Genomic DNA, 21,496 nt, shown 5'->3' with positions numbered 1-21,496 from the left:
TAATGCCCCTTAGCTATAAGACAGAAGTAACAAAAAAATGATTATGAAAAAACCTACTACTTTAAGAACGCTGTTTTTTGCTTTAGTTCTGCTATTCAATTTTGTCTCCCAAGCACAAAATGGAATTGCATTTAATTCAAAGCCTAATTTGAGTTCAAATGAGAATTTATTCTTAAAAGCAAATAGTCAGTTTGAGAATCAATTTGGTATAGATCCTAACACAGAAAAACCAGCTGCAAGTTCGGCTGCGATGGTCAATCCGGCAATTAAGTATGCTCAAAGTCCGTATCTGGGAACAGTTTCTATTTGTCCTAATGATGGTAAAGAGCTTCCAAAATTATTTCTTTGCGGTAGTAATGAAACAAGAAATATTGAAACTGGATTAGTAAATCCGCAATCAATTGTATGGGAAAAATTTATTGCAGGAGGTTCTTGTTTAAATGTTTCCAATACAAATTGTGCGAACGAAACAGCAGCAGCTTCTTGTTGGACAACGGTTGGAACTACAGTGAATTATCTGGCTCACGAAGCGGGACAATTTAGAGTTAGAATAGTAGATAATACGGGAACTCCTTACACGTATTATTTCAATGTATATCAAAATACATTAGATCCAGGTGCTATTGCTAAAAATCATATTATTAGATATGGAAACAACTGTACTTTAAATGGTAAAATTACAGTTAATGGTTTTGGTAGTGATTATGAATATGGAATAACGACGACTTCTTCGCCTCCAACTTCATGGCAGTCTAGTAATGTTTTTAATATTACAGCGGCAGGAAATTATAACGTTTTTATCAGATTAAGTGGTGTTGCGGGTTCTTGTGATTTTAAAGTTCCAAACATTGTTATTAGCACGACTAATTTTGCGGTTACAACACAAATTACTTCTGCAAAATGTAGTAGCGAAAAAGGAAGTATCACCGTAAGTGCAAGTGAAACTAACTTACAATACGTTTTTAAACTTAGTGGCCCTACGAATATAACGGTTCCTGCTACAAAGAATCCTATTTATACTTTTTCAGGATTGAATCCTGGAACCTATACAGTTGAAACTACTCTTGTAGAGGGGCCAACTTGTATGAAAGATACAAAGACTAATCTTGTTATAGAAAATGCTCCAAACGCTTTAGTTAACAACTCTACGGAAACAATTACATTAACAAATTGTGCTTCAGGTAGAATTACTGGATCAGCAAGTGGAGGAAAAACTCCTTATAGATATTCTGTTAATATTGATAATACAGGATTTGTAAATGTTGCGAATGTTGACAACTATATTACAGTATCAAAAGCCGGAAGTTATGTTGTCCGTGTTGAAGATGGGAATGGATGTACAGCTGATGTTACAATTCCTATTGCTGCTGTAGATAAACCGGTTTACAATGTTACTAAAGTAGATGGTTCTTGTACAGGTTCATCAGGAAGTATTACTGTTAATGTTACTGATGCTAAGGGATATACAGATATTAGATATAGTATTAATAATGGTAGTACATTTGTTACAACTAACAGTTTTCCTGGCTTAACTTCAGGAATTTACTATGTGGTAGTACAATACAAAAAGTCTGGTGTAAGTGGTAGTAATAATAGCTATTGTACAGATCCTGCTATTATGACTACAGTTGGAGCAGCTACACAACTAACCGCTTCGGGTGGTATTGCGGCTTTATCAGGTTGTGGTCCTACTGGGTCTACCAACCAAGGTTTGGCACGTATTGCAAACGCACAAGGTGGTGTTCCTTTCCCTGGGCCATTTCCGTATAAATATAGTTTCATGGGTTCGCCTTGGCAGGATTCAAATGAAATGTATATAAATCCAGGAGGACCATATACTTTCAGAGTTATGGATGCAGTAGGTTGTATCTATGAAATGAAAGATATTACACTAGACCAAAAACCGGCGCCACCTACTATTAAAATTTTAGACCCTGTATTTAATTGCGACGGTTCTGCAACTACAACTGTAGAAGTTAATGGAGGAGTTCCTGATCCGAAGTATAGCTATAAATATTACATGGATGGTTTCTTAAATAATAACACACCATCAAATGTTTTCTTAAATGTTGGTTCAGGTAAACATACGATTACAGTTGAGTATACTGTAACAGCCGTTTCAACTTATAGTAACTTATTAATTGAGACCTTTGGAAGTGGAGGAACAACTACTACACCTGGTATTGCAGGTACGTACTGTTTTAACGACCAAAGGGTTAATCCGCCATATACCTGTTCTTTAAATGGAAATCCGACACGTTCAGTTGAGGATAATCAATATTCTGTTACTAGCTTCTTTTGGAGAGATGACGATTTGAATTCAAACAATTCAGGTGCTTGGTTTCACTTTAAAGATCATACCACAAACCCTAACAATCAAAATGGAGTTGGTGATGCTAATGGAAGATATTTGTTAGTAAACATTGGAAAAGCAGCTGGAGATTATGGTGTATTGTATAGTATGCCAATTGTAGATGTTATTCCAAATCAACCTGTTTTGGTTGACTTATACGTTGCCAATTTATTGAGAAGATCAAGATCGGGAGCTGCTCCAATTCTAATATTTGAATTGGTAGATGAAAATGGAATAGTAGTTGCGACGGATAAAACAGGAAAAATAGCTGAAGATGCTTATGATGCTGATAGAAATAAATGGATTCAAAAATCGCTATCATTAAACCCTGGAAATAATACTAAATTAATCTTTAAGATTAGATCAGGAAGTACCGAATACGGTGGAAATGATTTGGTGATGGATGATATCTGGGTTCGTCAGATTCCAAGAACTTGTGGAACAGTACAGGATTTCGATATCAATGTGGATGGTGCAAAAGCATTTTCTGCATCGATTACAGGAGTTAAAGATGTTTTATGTACAGGAGATAAAAACGGTGAACTTACAATCAACGCACAAAATTTTGATCCTAAAAAAGGATTCCAATATTCTGTTGATGGAGCAGCTTGGAAAACGTATGTTCCAGTTCCTGCTTCTTCAAAAGGAAGTGTAACATTAACAGGTTTGGCGGTTAAAAACTACCAGATTCGTGTTCGTTATGAAAATTTAGCAAGTAGCTGTACATTGCCATTTTCACAAGATATCAGTGAACCAGCACGTTTAACAGTTAAGGCTTCTGTAACTAAACCAGCAACATGTCTTAATGGAGCAACAATTACTGCAATAGCAGAATTAGGAACGCCTCCAGATTATAAATATGAATTAAGAGCAGCAAATGGTACAACGGTATTAGTTCCTTTTAAATCATCAGGAGAATTCACAAATGTTGGAGTAGGAAGTTATACTATTGCAGCAAGAGACAGTAATCAATGTGAGACAACAGTTCTGGCAAGAGTAACTGTAGATCCAGCAGTCGATCCTAGAATAGATTTTGGTACTATCAGTGCATGTTTTGATCCAGCTTTAGGAACGAATATACCAGTAACTGTAAGTGGAGGAGTTGGACCGTATACGTATGTCGTAACTTACAATGGTGGAACGCCAAGTTTAGCTAGCGAACCTTTTGATGCTCCTGGTTTTACTTATAAAGCACTTAACCCAGGTACTTATGATTTTATAATTACAGATAGTTACGGTTGTAAAACTCAACATAAAAGTACTGTAATAAAAGCACAATTGTTAACAGGTACGACTGTAACAACTGGACTTGATTGTGATCCTGCGCCAAATAATAGAGCGGTAATTACAGGATCAATTGAAGGAGGAACTGCACCTTATGTTGTATCTATAACTTCTGGAGCTACTACTGGAACATTAGTACAGCCAGTTGGTAACGGAACATCATTTACTTATACTATTGGAACGTCAGGTCTTTATAGATTCCAAATTAGAGATGCTAATAATTGTACCACTACAAGTGAGGCAACTATTGCTCCTTTAACTGCTATTACTTTAAATTCAAATAACACAAATCCAAAATGTAATGGTGGATCAACAGGAAGTGTAGAATTATTGCCATCTGGAGGTGCGGGAGAATTTACTTATAGTAGAGATAATATTACATTCAATGGTAATTCAGTTATTACTGGATTGGCACAAGGAAACTACACTTTCTATGTAAAAGATAAAAATAAATGTGTACAAAGTATCAATGTAACGTTGACAGATCCGCCAGCAGTTACTGCGAATGCTAGTTTCCCTGCGAATACTAATTGTAGTTCATCAGTTATTATTACTGTTGTAGGTGGCGGTGGAACAGGAACTTTAGGCTACAGTTTTAATGGAAGTCCTACTTATACTGCAGTAAATACTTTATCGGTTAGCCTTACTTCTTCAACTCAGACTATTACTTATTCTGTAAAAGATGCAAATAACTGTACAGTTACAAAAACAATAACAGTACCAGCATATAACCCACCAGCAGGAATTACATTTAGTACTCCAGCAGCTATTACTTGTGAAGTTGGTAAAACAACTACTAGTGTAACGTTAACTCCAACAGTTGGAGGAGTTGCGCCATTTACTTATTTAATGACTTCTGGAACTGGATCGGGAGCTTCTAATACTACTGGAGTTTTCTCTGGATTAACTGCAGGAGCTTACACTTTTGAACTTACAGATGCTAATGGTTGTAAAACAACAGGCAGTATTACTATTGCAGGCGCACCAACTATTACTGTATCTGGTAAAAAGACAGATATTAAATGTGTTGGACAAACAAATGGTACAGCAACTTTTACTGTAACAGGAGCAAGTTCAGTTGGTAATTTTAGTTATGTACTAACTCCGGCTTCTGGAACAGTTACAAAAGTAAACGATGAAGTAAGAGTTACTGGCTTAGGCGTAGGTACATATAAATTACAGGTTAGAGATATATCAACAAACTGTCTTTCTAATGAGGCATCGGTTACGATCAATCCAGCAACGGCAATTACAATTACAGCTGCAACGGCTTCTAATGTAAATTGTGGAAATTCTATTTCAAATGTTGTGGTTACTGCTACTGGCGGTGTACCAAACTATAAATATGCTTACGTATTGAGAGGCGCAGGAATGCCAGCGGCTTCTGCTTTCTCTACAACAAATACAACAATTAATACAGGAGCAACACAATCAAATTTATTGTGGGATGTTTATGTAATGGATCAGAATGATTGTACAGCAGGACCATTCAATTTAGATATTCAGAGAGAATCTTCTCCAACTGTAAAATCTCCGGCTCCAGCTACATTCTGTTTCAAAGCGCCTTCATCAACTTCTATAGATTTAAGAACATTCTTCAATCTAGGAACTGGTGTTCATACATATACTGTAAATACAGTAGCTGTTACTGATCCGACGGCTTATAAGATTACTGCAAGCGGTACTTATACTATTGGTGTCAGAGATGCTAATGGATGTCCTGCAACTGCAACGTACATTGTTAATCCAGAATTAACGATTTTAGCAACGAGAGTAAAAGATTTGACTTGTGATAATAATGCAGAAATTACTTTTACTGCTAATGGTGGTTCAAGTACTTATTCTACATACGAAGTACAATTTAATGGTGCAGGAGCGTGGAATCCGGTAACATCACCATTTACTACGGCAAATTCTGGTACATACCAATTTAGAGTTACAGATAATGCAGGTTGTCAAGGATTATCTAACGTAATTACAATTACGCCAAAAACAACACCTTCGTTTTCTCATAATGAAAAACAGCCAACTTGTATTGGTGCGGCTGATGGTGAAATTAATATTACCAATCCAACAGGATTACAACCGTTTACATATTTAATTACAAGAGGGGCAACAACAGTTTCGACTACAGCAACTGCAAGTAATTTGACAGCTGGAGTTTATACTGTTCTTTTAACGGATGCTAAAGGATGTACTTTCTCAGATTCAATTACTTTGAGTGACCCAGTAGCATTGACGGCTACTGTACAATCAACACCTTTAGCATGTAATACGGATAACACAACCAAACAAGCAACGATTACCGTGACTTCTCCATCTGGAGGATCTGGAGGTTATGAATATAGTTTCAACGGAGGAGCTTTTGATACTAAAAACACTTACACTACTAGCGCATCAGGTTCAGTAACTGTAGTAATGAGAGATAGCAATAAATGTACTCAGTCTTTAACGACACAAACTTTTGCTGCTCTAGACGCTCCAGTAATTACGGGTGTAAATGGATCTCTTATTACATGTAAAACAGGAGAATCTACTAGTAATGTAGATATCACAGTAACTAATGGAGTTGGATCTTTAGCTTATGTAATTGTTTCTGGCCCAACAACAACAAACACAACTGGAGCTACAGACGGAAAATTCACAGGATTACCTGCTGGAAATTATGTTTTCAAAGTTACAGATGCAAATGGTTGTAGCGATGTAGAAAATTATGAAGTTAAACCATTAGTTAGTATTGCAGCTACATTGGCATCTCAAAATAATGTTGCTTGTAATGCTGGAGCTACAGGTTCAGCATCTATCACAGTTTCTGCATATTCAACTACTTATACTGCGACATTAACAGCAGGAACAGGAACAGTTACACCAACAGGAAATACTGTTAATGTAACTGGTTTAGTTGCGGGATCATATACTTTAAGAGTAACAGATGATGTTACAGACTGTTTCAAAGATGTAAACTTTACTATTACTCAGCCAGCGGTTGTAACATTGACATTGGGATCAAATAAAAATGCGAATTGTGATCAACCTTTATCGAAAGTTTCAGTTACAGCTGGAGGAGGAAAATTACCATATAGCTATGCTTTCATAAGCACAACTGGAACGCCAGCAGCAAGTGATTATGTTTTAAATAAAAATACAGCAGATTTAGATCCAGCAACTACAACTTGGTATGCTTGGGTTATAGATGCTAATGGTTGTGAACAATCATTGCCAATTACGATTGCTAAAGATCCAGATGCAGTTGTAAATCTGCCTGCACAACAATGTTTTACAGGTTCGCCTTTTGATATAGTTCTTTCAGGATCAGGAACAGGAACTTTAACCTTTACTGTAAATGGCGCGGTAGCTGCTAGCCCTTATACAATTAGAGCTGCTGGAACATATGTATTAGGTGTTAAAGATGCTAACGGCTGTACTCATTTTGAAGATTATGTTGTAGAGAAACAAATATTTGCTAGTGCGCTTCCAGATAAAGATCTTACTTGTTCTACACCTATGGGTTCTGTAATTACAGTAACTATCATAAATGGAACAGCGCCATTTAGGTACCAAGCCTATGATGGAACTACAGCAGTTGGTTCATTAGTGACTGGTATAGCAACGAATACTTTTACGGAAACTTTTACAACTCCAGGAAATTATAATTTTGTAGTTACAGATGCTAATGGATGTTCTGTGAGAACAAATGGAGTATTGTTAACAGCAACAGGTACTGTTGTTGCAAATCCATCAATTATTGATGCAAACTGTAATAACAGCAGCGATGGTTCTGTAACATTTAACCCAAGTGGTGGTAAAGCGCCTTACAGAATTAGTTTTGACGGAAATCCATTTGATTATAATACTTCTTTTGGAGGTTTAGCAGCTGGAACTTATAGTTATACAATTGAAGACGCTAGAGGTTGCCAAGATGTTAATACAATAACAATCAATGAACCTAGTGCAATTGTAGGGACATATCTTCCGCATGATATTAAATGTGATGCGAATGTTCCCGGAGCTATTGAAGTTACTGCCGTAGCTAATGGTGTAGGTCCGTTTGTTTATACTTTATATGATAAAACAAATACAGCAATTCATACAAGTACAGCGACTAATAATAGAACATATGTGTTTCCAAATAGTTTAGTATTTGGAGATTATACCGTATCGATTGTAGATGTTAATGGATGTCAAACGGTAAGTCCAAAATTAAGAATATCAACAGAACCACGTCTTAAGTTTTTACCAGTTGTTATAACAGGTACTTGCTCTGCTGGTGCGACTGTAGATTTATTCTTGGATCCAACTTTCCCAAGTGCTCCAGATTATATCTATTCAATAGTTGGAGATCCGAGTTCTGTTTCTCTTCCAACTTCAAATACAACATATCAGTTTACAGGATTAAATTTTGGTCAAACCTACTTTTTCCAAGTTCAAGATAACAATGCCTGTGTATCTGTTTTAGAGGTAGTAATTCCTAAATTGTCAAGTATTGATATTACAGCTATTTCTACAACGAATGTTACTTGTAACAGTACGCCGGCACTTTCAAATGGTACTGTAAATGCTACTGCTTCTAATTATAGTTCTGGGGCGACACATTTACGTTTTGAAGTTGTAGATCAATTTTCAAATGCATCATTTTTACCACCAATTGCATTTAATGTGCCTACTAACTATCCTAACCCAGTAAGCTATGGTTTTGCAGGTTTACCAGTAGGTTCTTATACTTTAGTAGTTAAAGAAATTGGAGGTACGGAATGTTCTACTTCAACTACATTTGAAATAAAACAACCAGTACAGCCAGTAAGCGTAAGTGTTGTAAGTCAAACAAAAGACAATTGTAACACTGATGCTCGTGTAACAGTTAAAGGAACTGGAGGAACAGGAACTTATCAATATACATTCGTTGCCGATGGAGATCCAGAACCAACTACTGGTTATTCTTCAACAAACCCACTAGTTCTTAATTACGAATCTGGTGCAGATTGGGATATTTGGGTAAAAGATGCTAATGGATGTACTGCAAAAGTTGACGTGACTATTGAAAAAGATTTGGCTCCAACTTTACTAGCTGGTCCAGCTGTACCTTGCTTTACAGGTGCTTCATTTACAGTAGACTTAAGCCAATATTTTGATGTAACTGTTGGTACTCCAATTTATACATTAGACGGAGTAGATTTAACTTCTTCAATAGCTACTATTACAGCGGCTAAAGCTTATACTATTGGTGTAAGAGATGCTAACGGATGTACAGCTACTGCTCCTTATGTGGTAAGAGAGGTGTTAAGTCTTTCTGTAACAGATAAAAAAGAATTGGATTGTAAATCACCTGCTCCAAATGGAGGTGTAACAGTTCAAGCTGAAGGCGGAATTACAACTCCTCCTAGTTATACATATACAATTACAGCAGGACCAACAGTAAATGCTACTGGTGCAACAACTGGTGTGTTTACAGATTTAGCTGCGGGTACTTATACTTTCGAAGTTAGCGACGGAACTTGTACCGCAACAACAACCGCAACAATAGATAATCTAATTACGATTGTTCCAAGTAGAAATGTTGGTACACCTTTATGTGTTGGCGATGCTGCAAACGTAGAGATTACAGCAACTGGCGGAAAAGGGCCTTACACTTACGGAAAAGGTGCAGTTCCTACATTGGCTACACAAACGAATAATATTTTCACGCAGACTGCTGCAGAAGGAACAGTAACCTATTACGTTAAAGACAGCAACGACTGTGTTGAAACAATTGATGTTATAGTTACAGATCCGACACCTTTAGTGGTTACAAGTATTGATAGAATACAAATGCTTTGCGGTGGCGGAAATCTTCCTACAACGGCTAGAATTACCGTAAATGCTACTGGTGGTGCAGGAGGATTTGAGTATAGTTTTAATAATGGAGGTACATTTAGAGCTGATAACTTTTTAGAAACAACAACTGCGGGTACTTACTATGTAGTTGTTAAAGATGCTAACGGTTGTACAACTGTAGCGCAGGCAGCAGTTATCGATGCATTAGATCCACCAGTTATTACTGGATTTACTAAGTCTCAAATGACTTGTCCAGGATTAGTAAGTGATGTTACAATTGCAACATCAAATGGTATCGGTACATTAACATTTGACATTGTATCTGGTCCAGATACAACTAACACTACAGGAGATGCAACAGGTATTTATTTAGGATTACCTGCTGGAGATTATGTATTTAGAGTTACAGATGCTAATAACTGTACAGATGAAGATTTATTTACTGTACCAGCATTACCAACTTTACAAATGCAAGAGCAAGTTGCTTCAAATGTAGATTGTATTGGAAACGCAACAGGTAGTGCAACATTTACAGCAAGCGATTTCACAGCTTCTGGAGCGTTTACTTATACTGTAGTGACAACTCCGTCAGGATTAACTTTCAATGATAGTAAAACAGGAGATGTTGTTACTTTAACTAATATGGTAAGTGGACATTACGAAGTAACATTTAGAGATAATACTACACTTTGTACTGTAACTAAATCAGTAGATATTTCTGAGCCAGCAGTAGCTTTATCTATTACTGCTGTTGCAAGTGATGTACATTGTAATGAACCTATTTCTCAACTTACTATGAGTCCAGTAGGAGGAACGCCTACATACAGATATTCTATCGTACAAAGTGGTAATGGAGTGGGAGCTTATTCTACAAAAACTTCTATTGATACTACTACATTGACAAATGGTATAGCAACTCCAAACGGTTTAGGAATGACTTGGCTAGTAGATGTTCACATCATCGATTCAAACAATTGTACTGCGATGACAACAGTAACAATTACTAAACAGGATTTACCTACAGTTACAACACCAACTTTGGCAAGCAATCAATGTACAGCTGTTGGAAACTATACTTTCACAGCTACAGGTACTGGTGTTGCGCCATTGAGTTTCAGTATTAATGGTACGGATTATTTTGAAAGCACAGGAACAACATACGAATTTACAGTACCAGCTCCTACAACGGCTTCACAAGATTATACAGTTTATGTTAAAGATAAAAATGGTTGTGTTGCAACAACTGGTACATCAGTAACAACTGTTTATCAACCGTTAACTTTCACTGTAACTCAAGATAAAGATATTACATGTGTTCCGTTGCCTACATCGACAGGGGCTGAATTTACATTGACTGCTGCAGGTGGAAACCCAGCTTACACTTATGAAGTAAATATCAATAACGGTGGATTTAATACCATTACTGCTATTGCTCCATATACAACTAACGTAACAGGAAGTTACGTATTCAGAGTTACGGATAGTAATAATTGCCAAGTTACAATCGATGAAATCATTATAAATGCTCCTGTAAATCCTGCATTTACTACAGTTAAAACTGACGTAAAATGTAATGGAGGTAGTACAGGAACAATCACAGTAACGCCTTCAGGTGGTGTGGGACCTTATACTTTCGCTTTAAGCGGAGCTACACCTGCAAATCACACTGGAGACGCTTCAGGATTATATACAGATTTAGCTGCTGGTTCTTATACAATTGTGGTTACAGATAGCTACGGCTGTACATCTGGAGTTACACCAGCAATTGTAATTGATGAGCCATCACTATTAACTGCTAGTGCAGATTTCCCTATAAACATTACATGTAGCAATACTACAGTAATTACAGTTGTAGGAGGTGGAGGTACACCAATTACAGGAAATGCTTTAGGTTACTTATTTAGTTTCGATAACGGTGTATCTTATGATACAGCAAATACAATCTCAATTGATGATAATGGATCTGTACAAACAATCTGGTATTCTGTTAAAGATGCAAATGGTTGTACAACGGCGCCTCAATCAATTGATGTTAATCCATTAAACAAACCAAATAAATTAGATTTTGATGCTACATTAATAACTTGTAATCCAGGTGAAGATGTTAGTACCGTTGAAGTAACAGCAACGAATGGTGTTGGTGCTTTAGAATTTAGCATTATTGCTACTAATACAGCAACTTCTCCAACATTATTTGGACCAATAACAACTGCAAGTTCTGCAGTTCCAGCAAGTTTCCCAGGATTACTTCCAGGTGATTATACTTTCCAAGTGAAAGATGCCAACGGTTGTACATTCCAAGATGTTTACACAGTAAAAGAACTTGTAAGTATTTCTGTAGGAGGAAATCTTGATAATGGAGTAGCTTGTAAAGGTGAGTCTAACGGAAAAGTAACATTTAAAGTTTCTGGATTCAATACAGGATTTAGTCATACAATTACTGGAGTTAATGCACCAGGACTTGTAACGCCAGTAGGAACAGATACTTTTGTATTGACTAACTTAGCGACAGGTGATTATACTATTAATGTAACAGACAATGTTACAAATTGTACTGCTACAGTTACAGTAAATGTTCCTGAGCCAGAAACTCTAACAGTAGATTATACACCAATTAAAAATGCAAACTGTACAGATGGATTTAAAATCAAAGCAACTGCTCATGATGGAACTCCTGGATATATGTATGCTTTCGTTAAAGCAGGTGACCCAATAGTTTATGATGTTTATGATACAGCAGTTCTAGATCCAGCATTTACATGGGTAATTTGGGCTAAAGATTTAAATGGTTGTGAGGCTTCTACTCCAATCAACATTATTGTAGATGCATCACCAGTTATCTCTAGTGTTGTGGCAACGCAATGTCCAAGTTCAACAGGAACTTATGATATTACGATTACTGCAACAGGATTTAATGCAAATCTAGAATATAGTTTAGACGGAAACTCTTGGCAACCAAGCAATGTATTTACAGTTCAATTAACTGGAGATTACACAGTTTATGTGAGAGATGAGAATAAATGTGAAGATTCTGGTTCAGTTAGAATTTTAGAACCATTAAAATTATTTTACGATGTTACTGGTGTACCAACTTGTTTAACAGCAAATGGTCAAGTTACACTTAGTGCAACGGGTGGTACAAATAGCTATGAATACAGTATTGATGGAACAACATATGTAGCATCAAATGTATTTGATAATTTGGCTCCTGGTAGCTATACATTCTATGTTAGAGATCTAGGAACACCTTGTATCGTTACAGTTGCAGCTACTATCACAATACCAAATACAGCAATCGATTTTACTTTAACTGCTACGAAAGTAATTTGTAACGGGGAAAGCAACGGAACTATTACTGTTAACATGGCTACGCCAACAACAACGGTTAATAATAATCCGATTTACACATACTCAATTAATCCAGCTCCACTTGGAATGGTATTAGAAGATAATGTGTTTAGAAATCTTCCTGTAGGAAGATATACTGTAACGGTAACTTCTGGTAAAGGATGTCCGGTTGATCAAACTATTGATGTTGAGCAACCAGATCCAATTGTGGTTCCTCTTCCAGTAGTTTCAAACTACGGATGTACAACTGGAAATGCTACAAATTATGCAACAATTACAGTTCCATTACCAACAGGTGGTTCAGAAGATTATAAAAGATATCAGTTTGTTAAAAATGGTACAGAAATAGTTCAAGACCTAGCGTCTAATGTTTACACACAAACAGACTTTACAGGAGGAAGATTTGTTGTAAATGTTTACGACTCAAATAACTGTCTTGGAACATCTGCAGAAGTTGAAATCCTTCCGTTTGTGGCAATGGATAAAATTGATTTAGCAATTACTGAAGTTACTTGTATAAATGATGAATCAATCGTTGTTACAGTAAAAGATGAAAATGATAACGTATTTACAACGCCATTAGAATTCTCTGTGGTTGGTGCAAGCGGAACTGTTTTCAGTGAGCAAAACACAACTGGATTATTTACATTACCAATTGGTCGTTATTTAATCTCGGTTACAAACCCTGCGACAGGATGTGTTATTAGTTTAGATCATTTCGTAAACGATCCGAATACATTCGAATTAAAAGCTGAAAATGTTCAAAACGTTACATGTTTTGGCGGAACAGGAAGTGTAGATTTAGTTTTAGTTGATAATCTGCCAGTACCTACAAATGATGCAGGTGAGTTTAATTATACAATTACAGATTCATTAGGAAACTCTGTTCAAATGGGTACAAGTGATGCAACTGGAAAAGCAACAATTTCTGGTTTAATAGCTGGTACATATAATGTTTCTGGATCATTAACTGGAAAACCATATTGTCCAATAGCAACAAGTTTTACTATTCAACAGCCAGTTGCGCCATTGACAATTTCTGAACAGCACGGACCAATTTCTTGTGATCCAGGTAATGACGGAAGAATCGTAATCTTTGCTGATGGAGGATGGCCAGGTGCTTACCAATTCGAATTAGTTGGAGTTAGCGCAGGTTATACACAACAATATGAGTTTGAAGGTCTAAGCGCTGGAACATACACATTGAATGTGAAAGATTTAGGAGGATGTATTGCTACTACAACAGTAAGATTAGATAATCCGCTTCCTATTACAGCTACAGCTACGGCGACAGCTTCAACGTTGGCTTGTTTTGGAGATGATAATGGTGTAATTACAGTTTCTGCACCAACAGGTGGTCAAGGAAGCAACTACGCATACATCTTAAACATGTTATCTGTTGATCCAGTAATTTCAACAGCATCTCAAGATTCTCCTGTTTTCACAGGATTAAGATCTGGTAGATATTCTGTTACAATTGTAGATCAATTAAACTGTTCTGGAACTACAGCAGAAGTTGAAATTAGCGATCCAGCTGAAATTGTTGCGACATTAGAACAAGCAACTGGAATTACTTGTCAAACAGATGCGACATTAACATTGTCTGCAGTTGGAGGAACAGGAACATACGAATATAGTGCTGATGCAAGCTTCACAACTGTTTTAGGCACATTGCCTGCAACATTCCCTGTTGGAGTTGGAAATCACGAATATTATGTTAGAGATTCTAACGGATGTATTTCATCTGTTTCTAATAATGTAACTATTGATCCATTAGCGCCTTTAGATTTAGACATTGACCTAAGTAATGCGGTTGTTTATTGTAAAGGAAGTTCAACAGCAATTATTGATGCTGTTGCAACTGGAGGTTTAACAAATTACGCTTATTCATTATACAATGATGCAGGTGTTTTAATTAGACCAGTTCAATCTACAGGATATTTTGATTTGCTTCCACAAGGAAGATATGTAGTTCGTGTTGATAGTGGAGATTGCCAGTATGATTCTGCGGTTGTTCCAATTGATGAGCCAGCTGAAGCATTATCAGTTACTCCAACAGTTACAGATGCAACTTGTTTCGGAGCTAACGATGGTAAAATCTCAATCGCGGCTACTGGAGGAACTGGTGTAATTAAATATGCAATTTCGCCAAACTTAGCGTTATTCGATGACAGATTTGTTTTCGATCGTTTAACACCAGGTGTATACGAAGTATTAGTTCAAGATGAAAATTCTTGTGTAGAGCATTTAACGCTTACAGTTAATGAACCAGCTGTTTTAGAAGGTAAAGTTGTTGGTCCAATTATTCAAGAGATTTGTGATGGAGATAATGATGGATCATTCACTATCCAAGTTTCTGGAGGTAGAGCGCCATATACTGTGAGCATTGATAACGAAAACGGTACATATTTACCAGTTGATGCTAGTAACCAATATACTTTCACTAACCTAAAAGGAGGTGAACATACTGTTTACATTAAAGATGCTACATGTCTTATTAGTGTTGGAGTTATGATGGATAAAGCAGTTATTCTTAATCCAACTGCTGAGGTAACGTATGATTGTGTTAATAATGCTCAAGCAAATAGAGTGGTAGTAACTATAGACGCTTCTAATACAAACCCAGCAGATGTAGATTATGCTCTTGACAATGGAACATTCCAACCAAGTAACATCTTTACAAATGTAGCTCCTGGACCTCACACGATAGTAGCTAGACATGGTAACGGTTGTATAAAAGAAACAGTACCATTTACTATTAATGCTGTTGCAGAATTAGACTTAGTAGATGTAACCAACTCAAGTAAAGACATCAACGTACTTGAAGTGAAAGCTTCTGGCGGTGTTGCTCCTTATGAGTACAGTTTCAATGGAGAGCCATTCTCATCTTCTAATACTTATAGAATCTATAAAACTGGTGACTATCCAGTAACTGTTAGAGATAAAAATGGTTGTGAGAAAACAATAATTGTTCATGGTATTTTCTATGATTTCTGTATGCCAAACTATTTCACACCAAACGGAACTGGTTCAAATACATCAATTGGTCCTGATTGTGGTGCATTAGCATACAAAGAGTTAACATTCGATATTTTCGACAGATACGGTAGAGTAGTAGCGAAATACCGCGTAGGTCAGAAATGGGATGGTAAATACAATGGAAATGAATTGCCAACAGGTGATTACTGGTACGTTCTTAAGTTAAATGACCCGAAAGATCCAAGAGAGTTTGTTGGACACTTCACTTTATACAGATAACAAAATTATAGCCCCAAATGATGTTATCTAAAAAAATTATTACAATGAAAAAGTTTATTCTATCCTTAGTACTCATGGCTGTAACAACAAGTTACAGCCAAGAGTTAAACCTACCAGTGTTTACTCAGTATTTGGCTGATAACCCTTTTATTCTTTCACCCGCTTATGCCGGAATTGGAGATAATCTTCGTATTAGAGCCAACGGTCTTACACAATGGGTTGGAATTAAAGATGCGCCAGATAACCAATCATTGTATGCCGATTTTCGTGTTTTAGACCGTTCGGGTGTTGGTTTGTCATTGTATAATGATAGCAACGGAAATACAAGACAAACAGGAGCAAAGGTTTCTTTTGCGCATCACCTTATATTAGATTATTATTCTGAGCAATATTTATCTTTTGGTATTTCGTATAACTTCAATAGCTTTCGTTTAGAAACAGGAAATTTCATAGGAGATGTAAATGCTCCTGGAGGTCCGATAGATCCAACGGTAACAGATAATCGACAAACATCAAACAACAACTTTGATATTAGTGCTTTGTATCGTTTTAAAGGCTTTTATTTAAGTTTTAATGCCAATAACGTTTTAAAGAAAAACTTGACTAGAGAGAGAACAAACGAACCAGATTTACTTTCTAACTTTCAGGTTTACTCTGGATTTACTTTCAAAGACGGAGAAAATAGACGTATCGAATACGAACCATCTGTTTTCTTGCAGTATTTTGCAAGTGACGGACGTTCTACAACCGATTTTAACTTCAAATACAGACGTTACAATCGTTACGAAGATTATTATTGGATTGGAGTTTCATACCGTTTCTTAAACGACCAATTTCCAAAACCTTTAGCAGCAGGTCCAATGGCAGGTTTTATGAAATCTAAGTTCTATTTTGCCTATTCGTACCAAATGATGTTTAACGGACTTGGAAGTTATAATTCAGGAACACATTCGATCACAATCGGATTCGATTTCTTACAATCAATCAGTAACTGTCCTTGTACGCAGAGTCCAGTTCACGATTAATTTAATGCTCGAAAGAGCACAATTTTTAAAGCGAGCCGCAACATTAGGTGTTTTCACCGCAATAATTTGAAATAAAGTTCTAATAATATTAAATTTGAGTTTTATCGTTTTGTTTTTCAAAAGGATATAAATCAAATTTGATTCATGAAAACAAAATTTTCACTTTATGCGAAACACATAGTTTTGTGCCTCGCTTTTTTATTTTTGCCGTATGCGTTTACGTCAACAAATACCGTTTTTTCATTACCGCATTTGTATACAAACGCACACGATCGAATTTACCTTTTCATTTATTGCACACTTCTTGGGTTCTTTTATTTCAATTATTATTATTTAATTCCAAAACTTTACTTCTCAGATAAAAAGCTTTTGTATTATGTCATAATCATCGTTTTTCTTTTATTCTTTCTTTGGATTTCAACTGTTTTAGTTCATCCAAGCCGAAATTTTTTAGATTTTGAATACCATTCCGGAAAGTTTCCCGTACATCCAAAACCATTCGATCCAAGATTTCCACCTCCGCCACACGGCAGCAATCCAATGTCTTTTGAATTTAACGGCGGTCCTCCAACGCAATACGGACATACAACTCTTGTTTACTTAATAGGCGTAGTGTCAAGTTTGCTTTTTGCTATTACAGGAAGACTTCAAAGCGTAGAAAAAGAAAAAGTAAAATCAGAACTGGCTTTTCTAAAAGCACAAATCAATCCGCATTTTTTATTTAATACGCTAAATAGTATTTATGCATTAGCGCTAAAAAAAGATGACAGAACTCCAGACGCGGTTGTTCAGTTATCAGAATTAATGCGTTACATCATGACTAATTCAAACGATGAGGTAATTGAACTAAGCAAAGAAATTAATTATATTAATAATTATATTTCATTGCAGAAAACGCGTTTAGGAAACACAGTAAACATTAATTATTCCGTAATCGGAATTACTTCTGGTAAAGTCATAACGCCCCTAATTTTGATTTCTTTTATCGAAAACGCTTTTAAACACGGAGTCAATCCCGATCAGACTTCAGAAATTTATATTAAGATTGATATTGAAGAAGAAATACTAACTTTATACGTTTCTAATAGAAAAACATTTTCTGTTCAGTCAGATTCTGGAATTGGGCTTCAGAATACCATTGAAAGATTAAAACTAGTTTACCCTAATAAACATGCTTTAATGATTGAAGATTCTGCAGAAAAATATATTGTCAATTTGAGCGTTAAAATACGATGATAAAAGCAATTGCCTTAGATGACGAGCCTTTGGCTTTAGAAATCCTCCAAAGTTTATGCGATACAATCGAGTACATAGATCTGGAGAAAACTTTCACAAAGTCTGACGAAGCATTCAAATATTTGAAGAAATATCCAGTAGATTTATTGTTTCTGGATATTAATATGCCGTCAATTTCAGGATTAGATTTTTATAAAAAACTGCCACACAAAACGATGGTAATTTTTACTACAGCTTATTCTGAATTTGCTGTCGAAGGTTTCACTTTAAGCGCAACAGATTATCTTCTGAAACCAATTTCACTTTCAAGATTCCAACAAGCGACTGAAAAAGCCTATTCGCAATGGAAACTGCAAAAACAAAACATAGAACAGCAATATCTGTTTATCCGTGCCGATTATAGCCTTATTAAAATCCTATTTTCTGATATTTTATTTATCGAAGGATTAGATGATTATCTCAAAATTCATATTCAAAATCAAAAAACGGTTGTGGCAAGAATGACATTAAAAGCAATTCTTCAAAAACTGCCAGAAACAGAATTTGTACGCGTGCATCGTTCGTTTATAATTCCTGTTTCAAAAGTTTCGAAAATTAGAAATAAAATCATTTTTATAGACCAGACAGAAATTCCAATAAGCGCCAGTTACGAAGAAGCTTTCTTTGCTCTTTTGGATGGAAAGTGATATAATATCGATTATTCAATTAAGCTCCAGCGGAGCGAAATATTTATAGAAATTCAATTATGTGAATGTAAAAGAGCTCCAGCGGAGCGACATCTTTTTTTACAATGCCTTTGTAGATGTCGCTCCGCTGGAGCTTTATCATCGATGATAATACGATTTCTATAAATATTTCGCTTCTCCGAAGCGGATTTCTTTCTCTATACATAAATAAAAAAACGTATTTTTTCAACTGAATTTTATTACAAAAAAAAATATTTTATCAGTTTACCGCTTAAATAATCTCGTTTACCTCAAACTTTTTAAAACGCCTCAATTTCCAATAATTTTACTTCAAAATAACTGTTAATCATTTAATTGAATAACATTTAAAAAAGCAAAAAAATGGAAAGAAAAGAGTTTTTAAGAGGTTTGGGTTTAGTAGGTATTGGTACTTTGGCGATTCCAATCATAAACTCATGCAGTAAAGATGATGATTCATCAAATTCTTCAACTGATTCTGGTTCAAGTTCTGGTTCAGGATCATCTTCAGGAAGCTGTTCTGTTACGCCATCAGAAACAGCAGGACCGTTTCCGACTATTACGCCGTCATCTTTGGTAAAATCAAATATTGTGATGGATAGAACAGGTGTCGCTTTTACTATTAAAATTACAATTAAAAACACCAAAGCAAGTTGTGCCGCTCTAAAAGATGCTATTGTTGATATTTGGCATTGCGATAAAGACGGTTATTATTCAGAATACGGCGGAACTGGTATGCAATCTGTAAATTACACTTCATATCATTTTTTAAGAGGAAGACAAACTACAGACGAAAACGGATTGGTTACTTTCACGTCTATTTTTCCTGGATGGTATTCTGGACGCGCAACTCATGTTCATGTTCATATTTACAACGCAAGCGGAACTTCTTTATTGGTAACACAAATTGCTTTTCCGGAAGGAACAGGCAGTGCAGTTGCAACAGTAAATGCATCTACAGCAAACGGTTATACAAAAGGAATGTCTGGTTATACTTATAATGCTTCAGATAACGTGTTTTCAGATTCTGTAGCAAACGAATTGGGAGCTGTTACAGGAAGTTTAAGCGAAGGTTACATCTTAACTCATACCATCAACGTAGCAAGTTAGTTTTCTTAAAATAGTTTACCATGATAGCGCAGATTCCAGCACAAATTTATAAGTCAGATTCTAGAGGTTTTTTTAATTCAGAAAAGCACAATTGTTTTGCGACTTTTAATTTTGAACAATATCAAGATTTATCCAGAAATGCATTTGGGTCATTAAAGATTTTAAATGAAGTAATTCTTGCTCCGCAGCAGCGAATTATTAGAGAAATAAAATCAAGTACAAATGTTGTTATTCTGCCTTTGTTTGGCGGAATAGAATACAAAGATAATTTAGGAAATAAGGAGTTTTTACGCGTAGATCAAATTCGAGTTTTGGCGGCTGATGATGAACTTTCGGTAGAAATTTTTAATCCGTATGAGAATGAAAATGTGAGTTATTTGGAAATTGAATTTGATATGGGAAAACAATATTTCAAAAACTATTTTCAGCAATATAAATTCGATTTTAGCTTGCATAACAAACTTCATTCTTTATTTGAAGTCGAAAGAGCACTCGGATTTATTGGATTTTATGACGGAAGAAAACAAGGATCTTTTACTTTACGTAATTCCAAAAACGGAATTTTCGTATTTGTCGTCAACGGAGCTTTTGAAGTAGAAGACCGACTTTTAGAAGCCAAAGACGGATTAGCTTTAAAAGAAACAAAAAAAATTGAATGGGAAGCGCTTTCAGAAAATGCTATTCTAATGGTGATTGAAGTTCCAATAAAAACATTTAATTCATGAAGATTACTAAAATAAAGCTGGCGTATCGTATTGTAATCGATAATTCATCTTCATTTCTGTGGGATAAATATGTTTTTGAAGATACTTTCAAAGAATATCAAATGCAGAGCCAGCAGTTTAATTCGACGACAAATCCGAAGAATACTTTTAGAGAATTGCTGAGCGAAAATGAAAAAGCAAATCAGTTGCATTTCTTAACCGGAATTGCCGCAAATGGTTACGTAGAACAATTAAAAGGAAACTTTCACCGCGTTGCAGACGTTTTAGGAAACAACTATTTTCCTTTTATTAACTATCAATTAGATATTATAAATACAGATATTACAGATTCCTCAAAACATAAAATCGGAATCACTTTTTATTCGCCTTTATTAAATTATTTCGGAATTATCGAAGGAAATTATCTCGTATCTAAAAGCATTGAAAACAAAAATGAATATGAAACGATTATGTTTTCTGTTCAGAATAATTTATCGATCTGTTACATTCAGACAGAAGATTAATTGAACCTCCAAAAACAAAAAATTGTCTATTTTCATTTTTTGCCTTTCCTGTTTTTCTGTTGACAGGAAAGGTTTTTTATGAAAGAAAGTATGGAATTCCTATCTAAAAATTGCGTTTAATCTTAAATAAATCAATTTT

The 21,496-nt window shown here is 35.6% G+C and carries 7 protein-coding genes; all 7 read left to right on the top strand.

From position 1 onward, the window contains the following. Positions 1-43: 43 nt before the first annotated feature. Complete coding sequence (locus tag NYQ10_RS04540) at positions 44-16,054, top strand: T9SS type B sorting domain-containing protein (RefSeq protein WP_289879087.1); 16,011 nt, start codon at positions 44-46, stop codon at positions 16,052-16,054. A 44-nt stretch (positions 16,055-16,098) separates the two neighbouring features. After that, positions 16,099-17,079, top strand: a complete 981-nt coding sequence (locus NYQ10_RS04535; RefSeq protein WP_289879086.1) for a PorP/SprF family type IX secretion system membrane protein — start codon at positions 16,099-16,101, stop codon at positions 17,077-17,079. A gap of 144 nt (positions 17,080-17,223) precedes the next feature. Continuing rightward, positions 17,224-18,315, top strand: coding sequence for a sensor histidine kinase (locus NYQ10_RS04530; protein WP_289879085.1), 1,092 nt, complete (start codon positions 17,224-17,226; stop codon positions 18,313-18,315). Beyond that, a complete protein-coding gene (locus NYQ10_RS04525) occupies positions 18,312-19,001 on the top strand; it encodes a LytR/AlgR family response regulator transcription factor (protein WP_289879084.1) in 690 nt (229 codons plus the stop codon). Before NYQ10_RS04530 ends, NYQ10_RS04525 begins: the two co-directional genes overlap by 4 nt. 381 nt (positions 19,002-19,382) lie before the next feature. After that, on the top strand, positions 19,383-20,129 hold the full coding sequence (locus tag NYQ10_RS04520) for an intradiol ring-cleavage dioxygenase (protein WP_289879083.1): 747 nt from the start codon (positions 19,383-19,385) through the stop codon (positions 20,127-20,129). Positions 20,130-20,149: 20 nt separating this feature from the next. Beyond that, positions 20,150-20,854 (top strand): hypothetical protein, encoded by a 705-nt coding sequence (locus tag NYQ10_RS04515; RefSeq protein WP_289879082.1) that lies wholly within the window; start codon positions 20,150-20,152, stop codon positions 20,852-20,854. Next, the gene (locus NYQ10_RS04510) at positions 20,851-21,357 is read left to right on the top strand and encodes a hypothetical protein (protein ID WP_289879081.1); all 507 of its coding nucleotides are present in this window, start codon (positions 20,851-20,853) and stop codon (positions 21,355-21,357) included. Before NYQ10_RS04515 ends, NYQ10_RS04510 begins: the two co-directional genes overlap by 4 nt. Positions 21,358-21,496 lie beyond the last annotated feature (139 nt).

This window comes from Flavobacterium johnsoniae (genome assembly GCF_030388325.1).
Taxonomy (GTDB): domain Bacteria; phylum Bacteroidota; class Bacteroidia; order Flavobacteriales; family Flavobacteriaceae; genus Flavobacterium; species Flavobacterium johnsoniae_C.
The sequence above is the reverse complement of the archived record's forward strand: the minus strand, read 5'-3'. Positions and strand labels throughout refer to the sequence as shown.

What these genes read in the sequence shown, in the direction of transcription:
- NYQ10_RS04540 (WP_289879087.1), top strand. Translation starts at nt 44, where the DNA reads ATGAAAAAACCTACTACTTTAAGAACGCTGTTTTTTGCTTTAGTTCTG.
- NYQ10_RS04535 (WP_289879086.1), top strand. Translation starts at nt 16,099, where the DNA reads ATGAAAAAGTTTATTCTATCCTTAGTACTCATGGCTGTAACAACAAGT.
- NYQ10_RS04530 (WP_289879085.1), top strand. Translation starts at nt 17,224, where the DNA reads ATGAAAACAAAATTTTCACTTTATGCGAAACACATAGTTTTGTGCCTC.
- NYQ10_RS04525 (WP_289879084.1), top strand. Translation starts at nt 18,312, where the DNA reads ATGATAAAAGCAATTGCCTTAGATGACGAGCCTTTGGCTTTAGAAATC.
- NYQ10_RS04520 (WP_289879083.1), top strand. Translation starts at nt 19,383, where the DNA reads ATGGAAAGAAAAGAGTTTTTAAGAGGTTTGGGTTTAGTAGGTATTGGT.
- NYQ10_RS04515 (WP_289879082.1), top strand. Translation starts at nt 20,150, where the DNA reads ATGATAGCGCAGATTCCAGCACAAATTTATAAGTCAGATTCTAGAGGT.
- NYQ10_RS04510 (WP_289879081.1), top strand. Translation starts at nt 20,851, where the DNA reads ATGAAGATTACTAAAATAAAGCTGGCGTATCGTATTGTAATCGATAAT.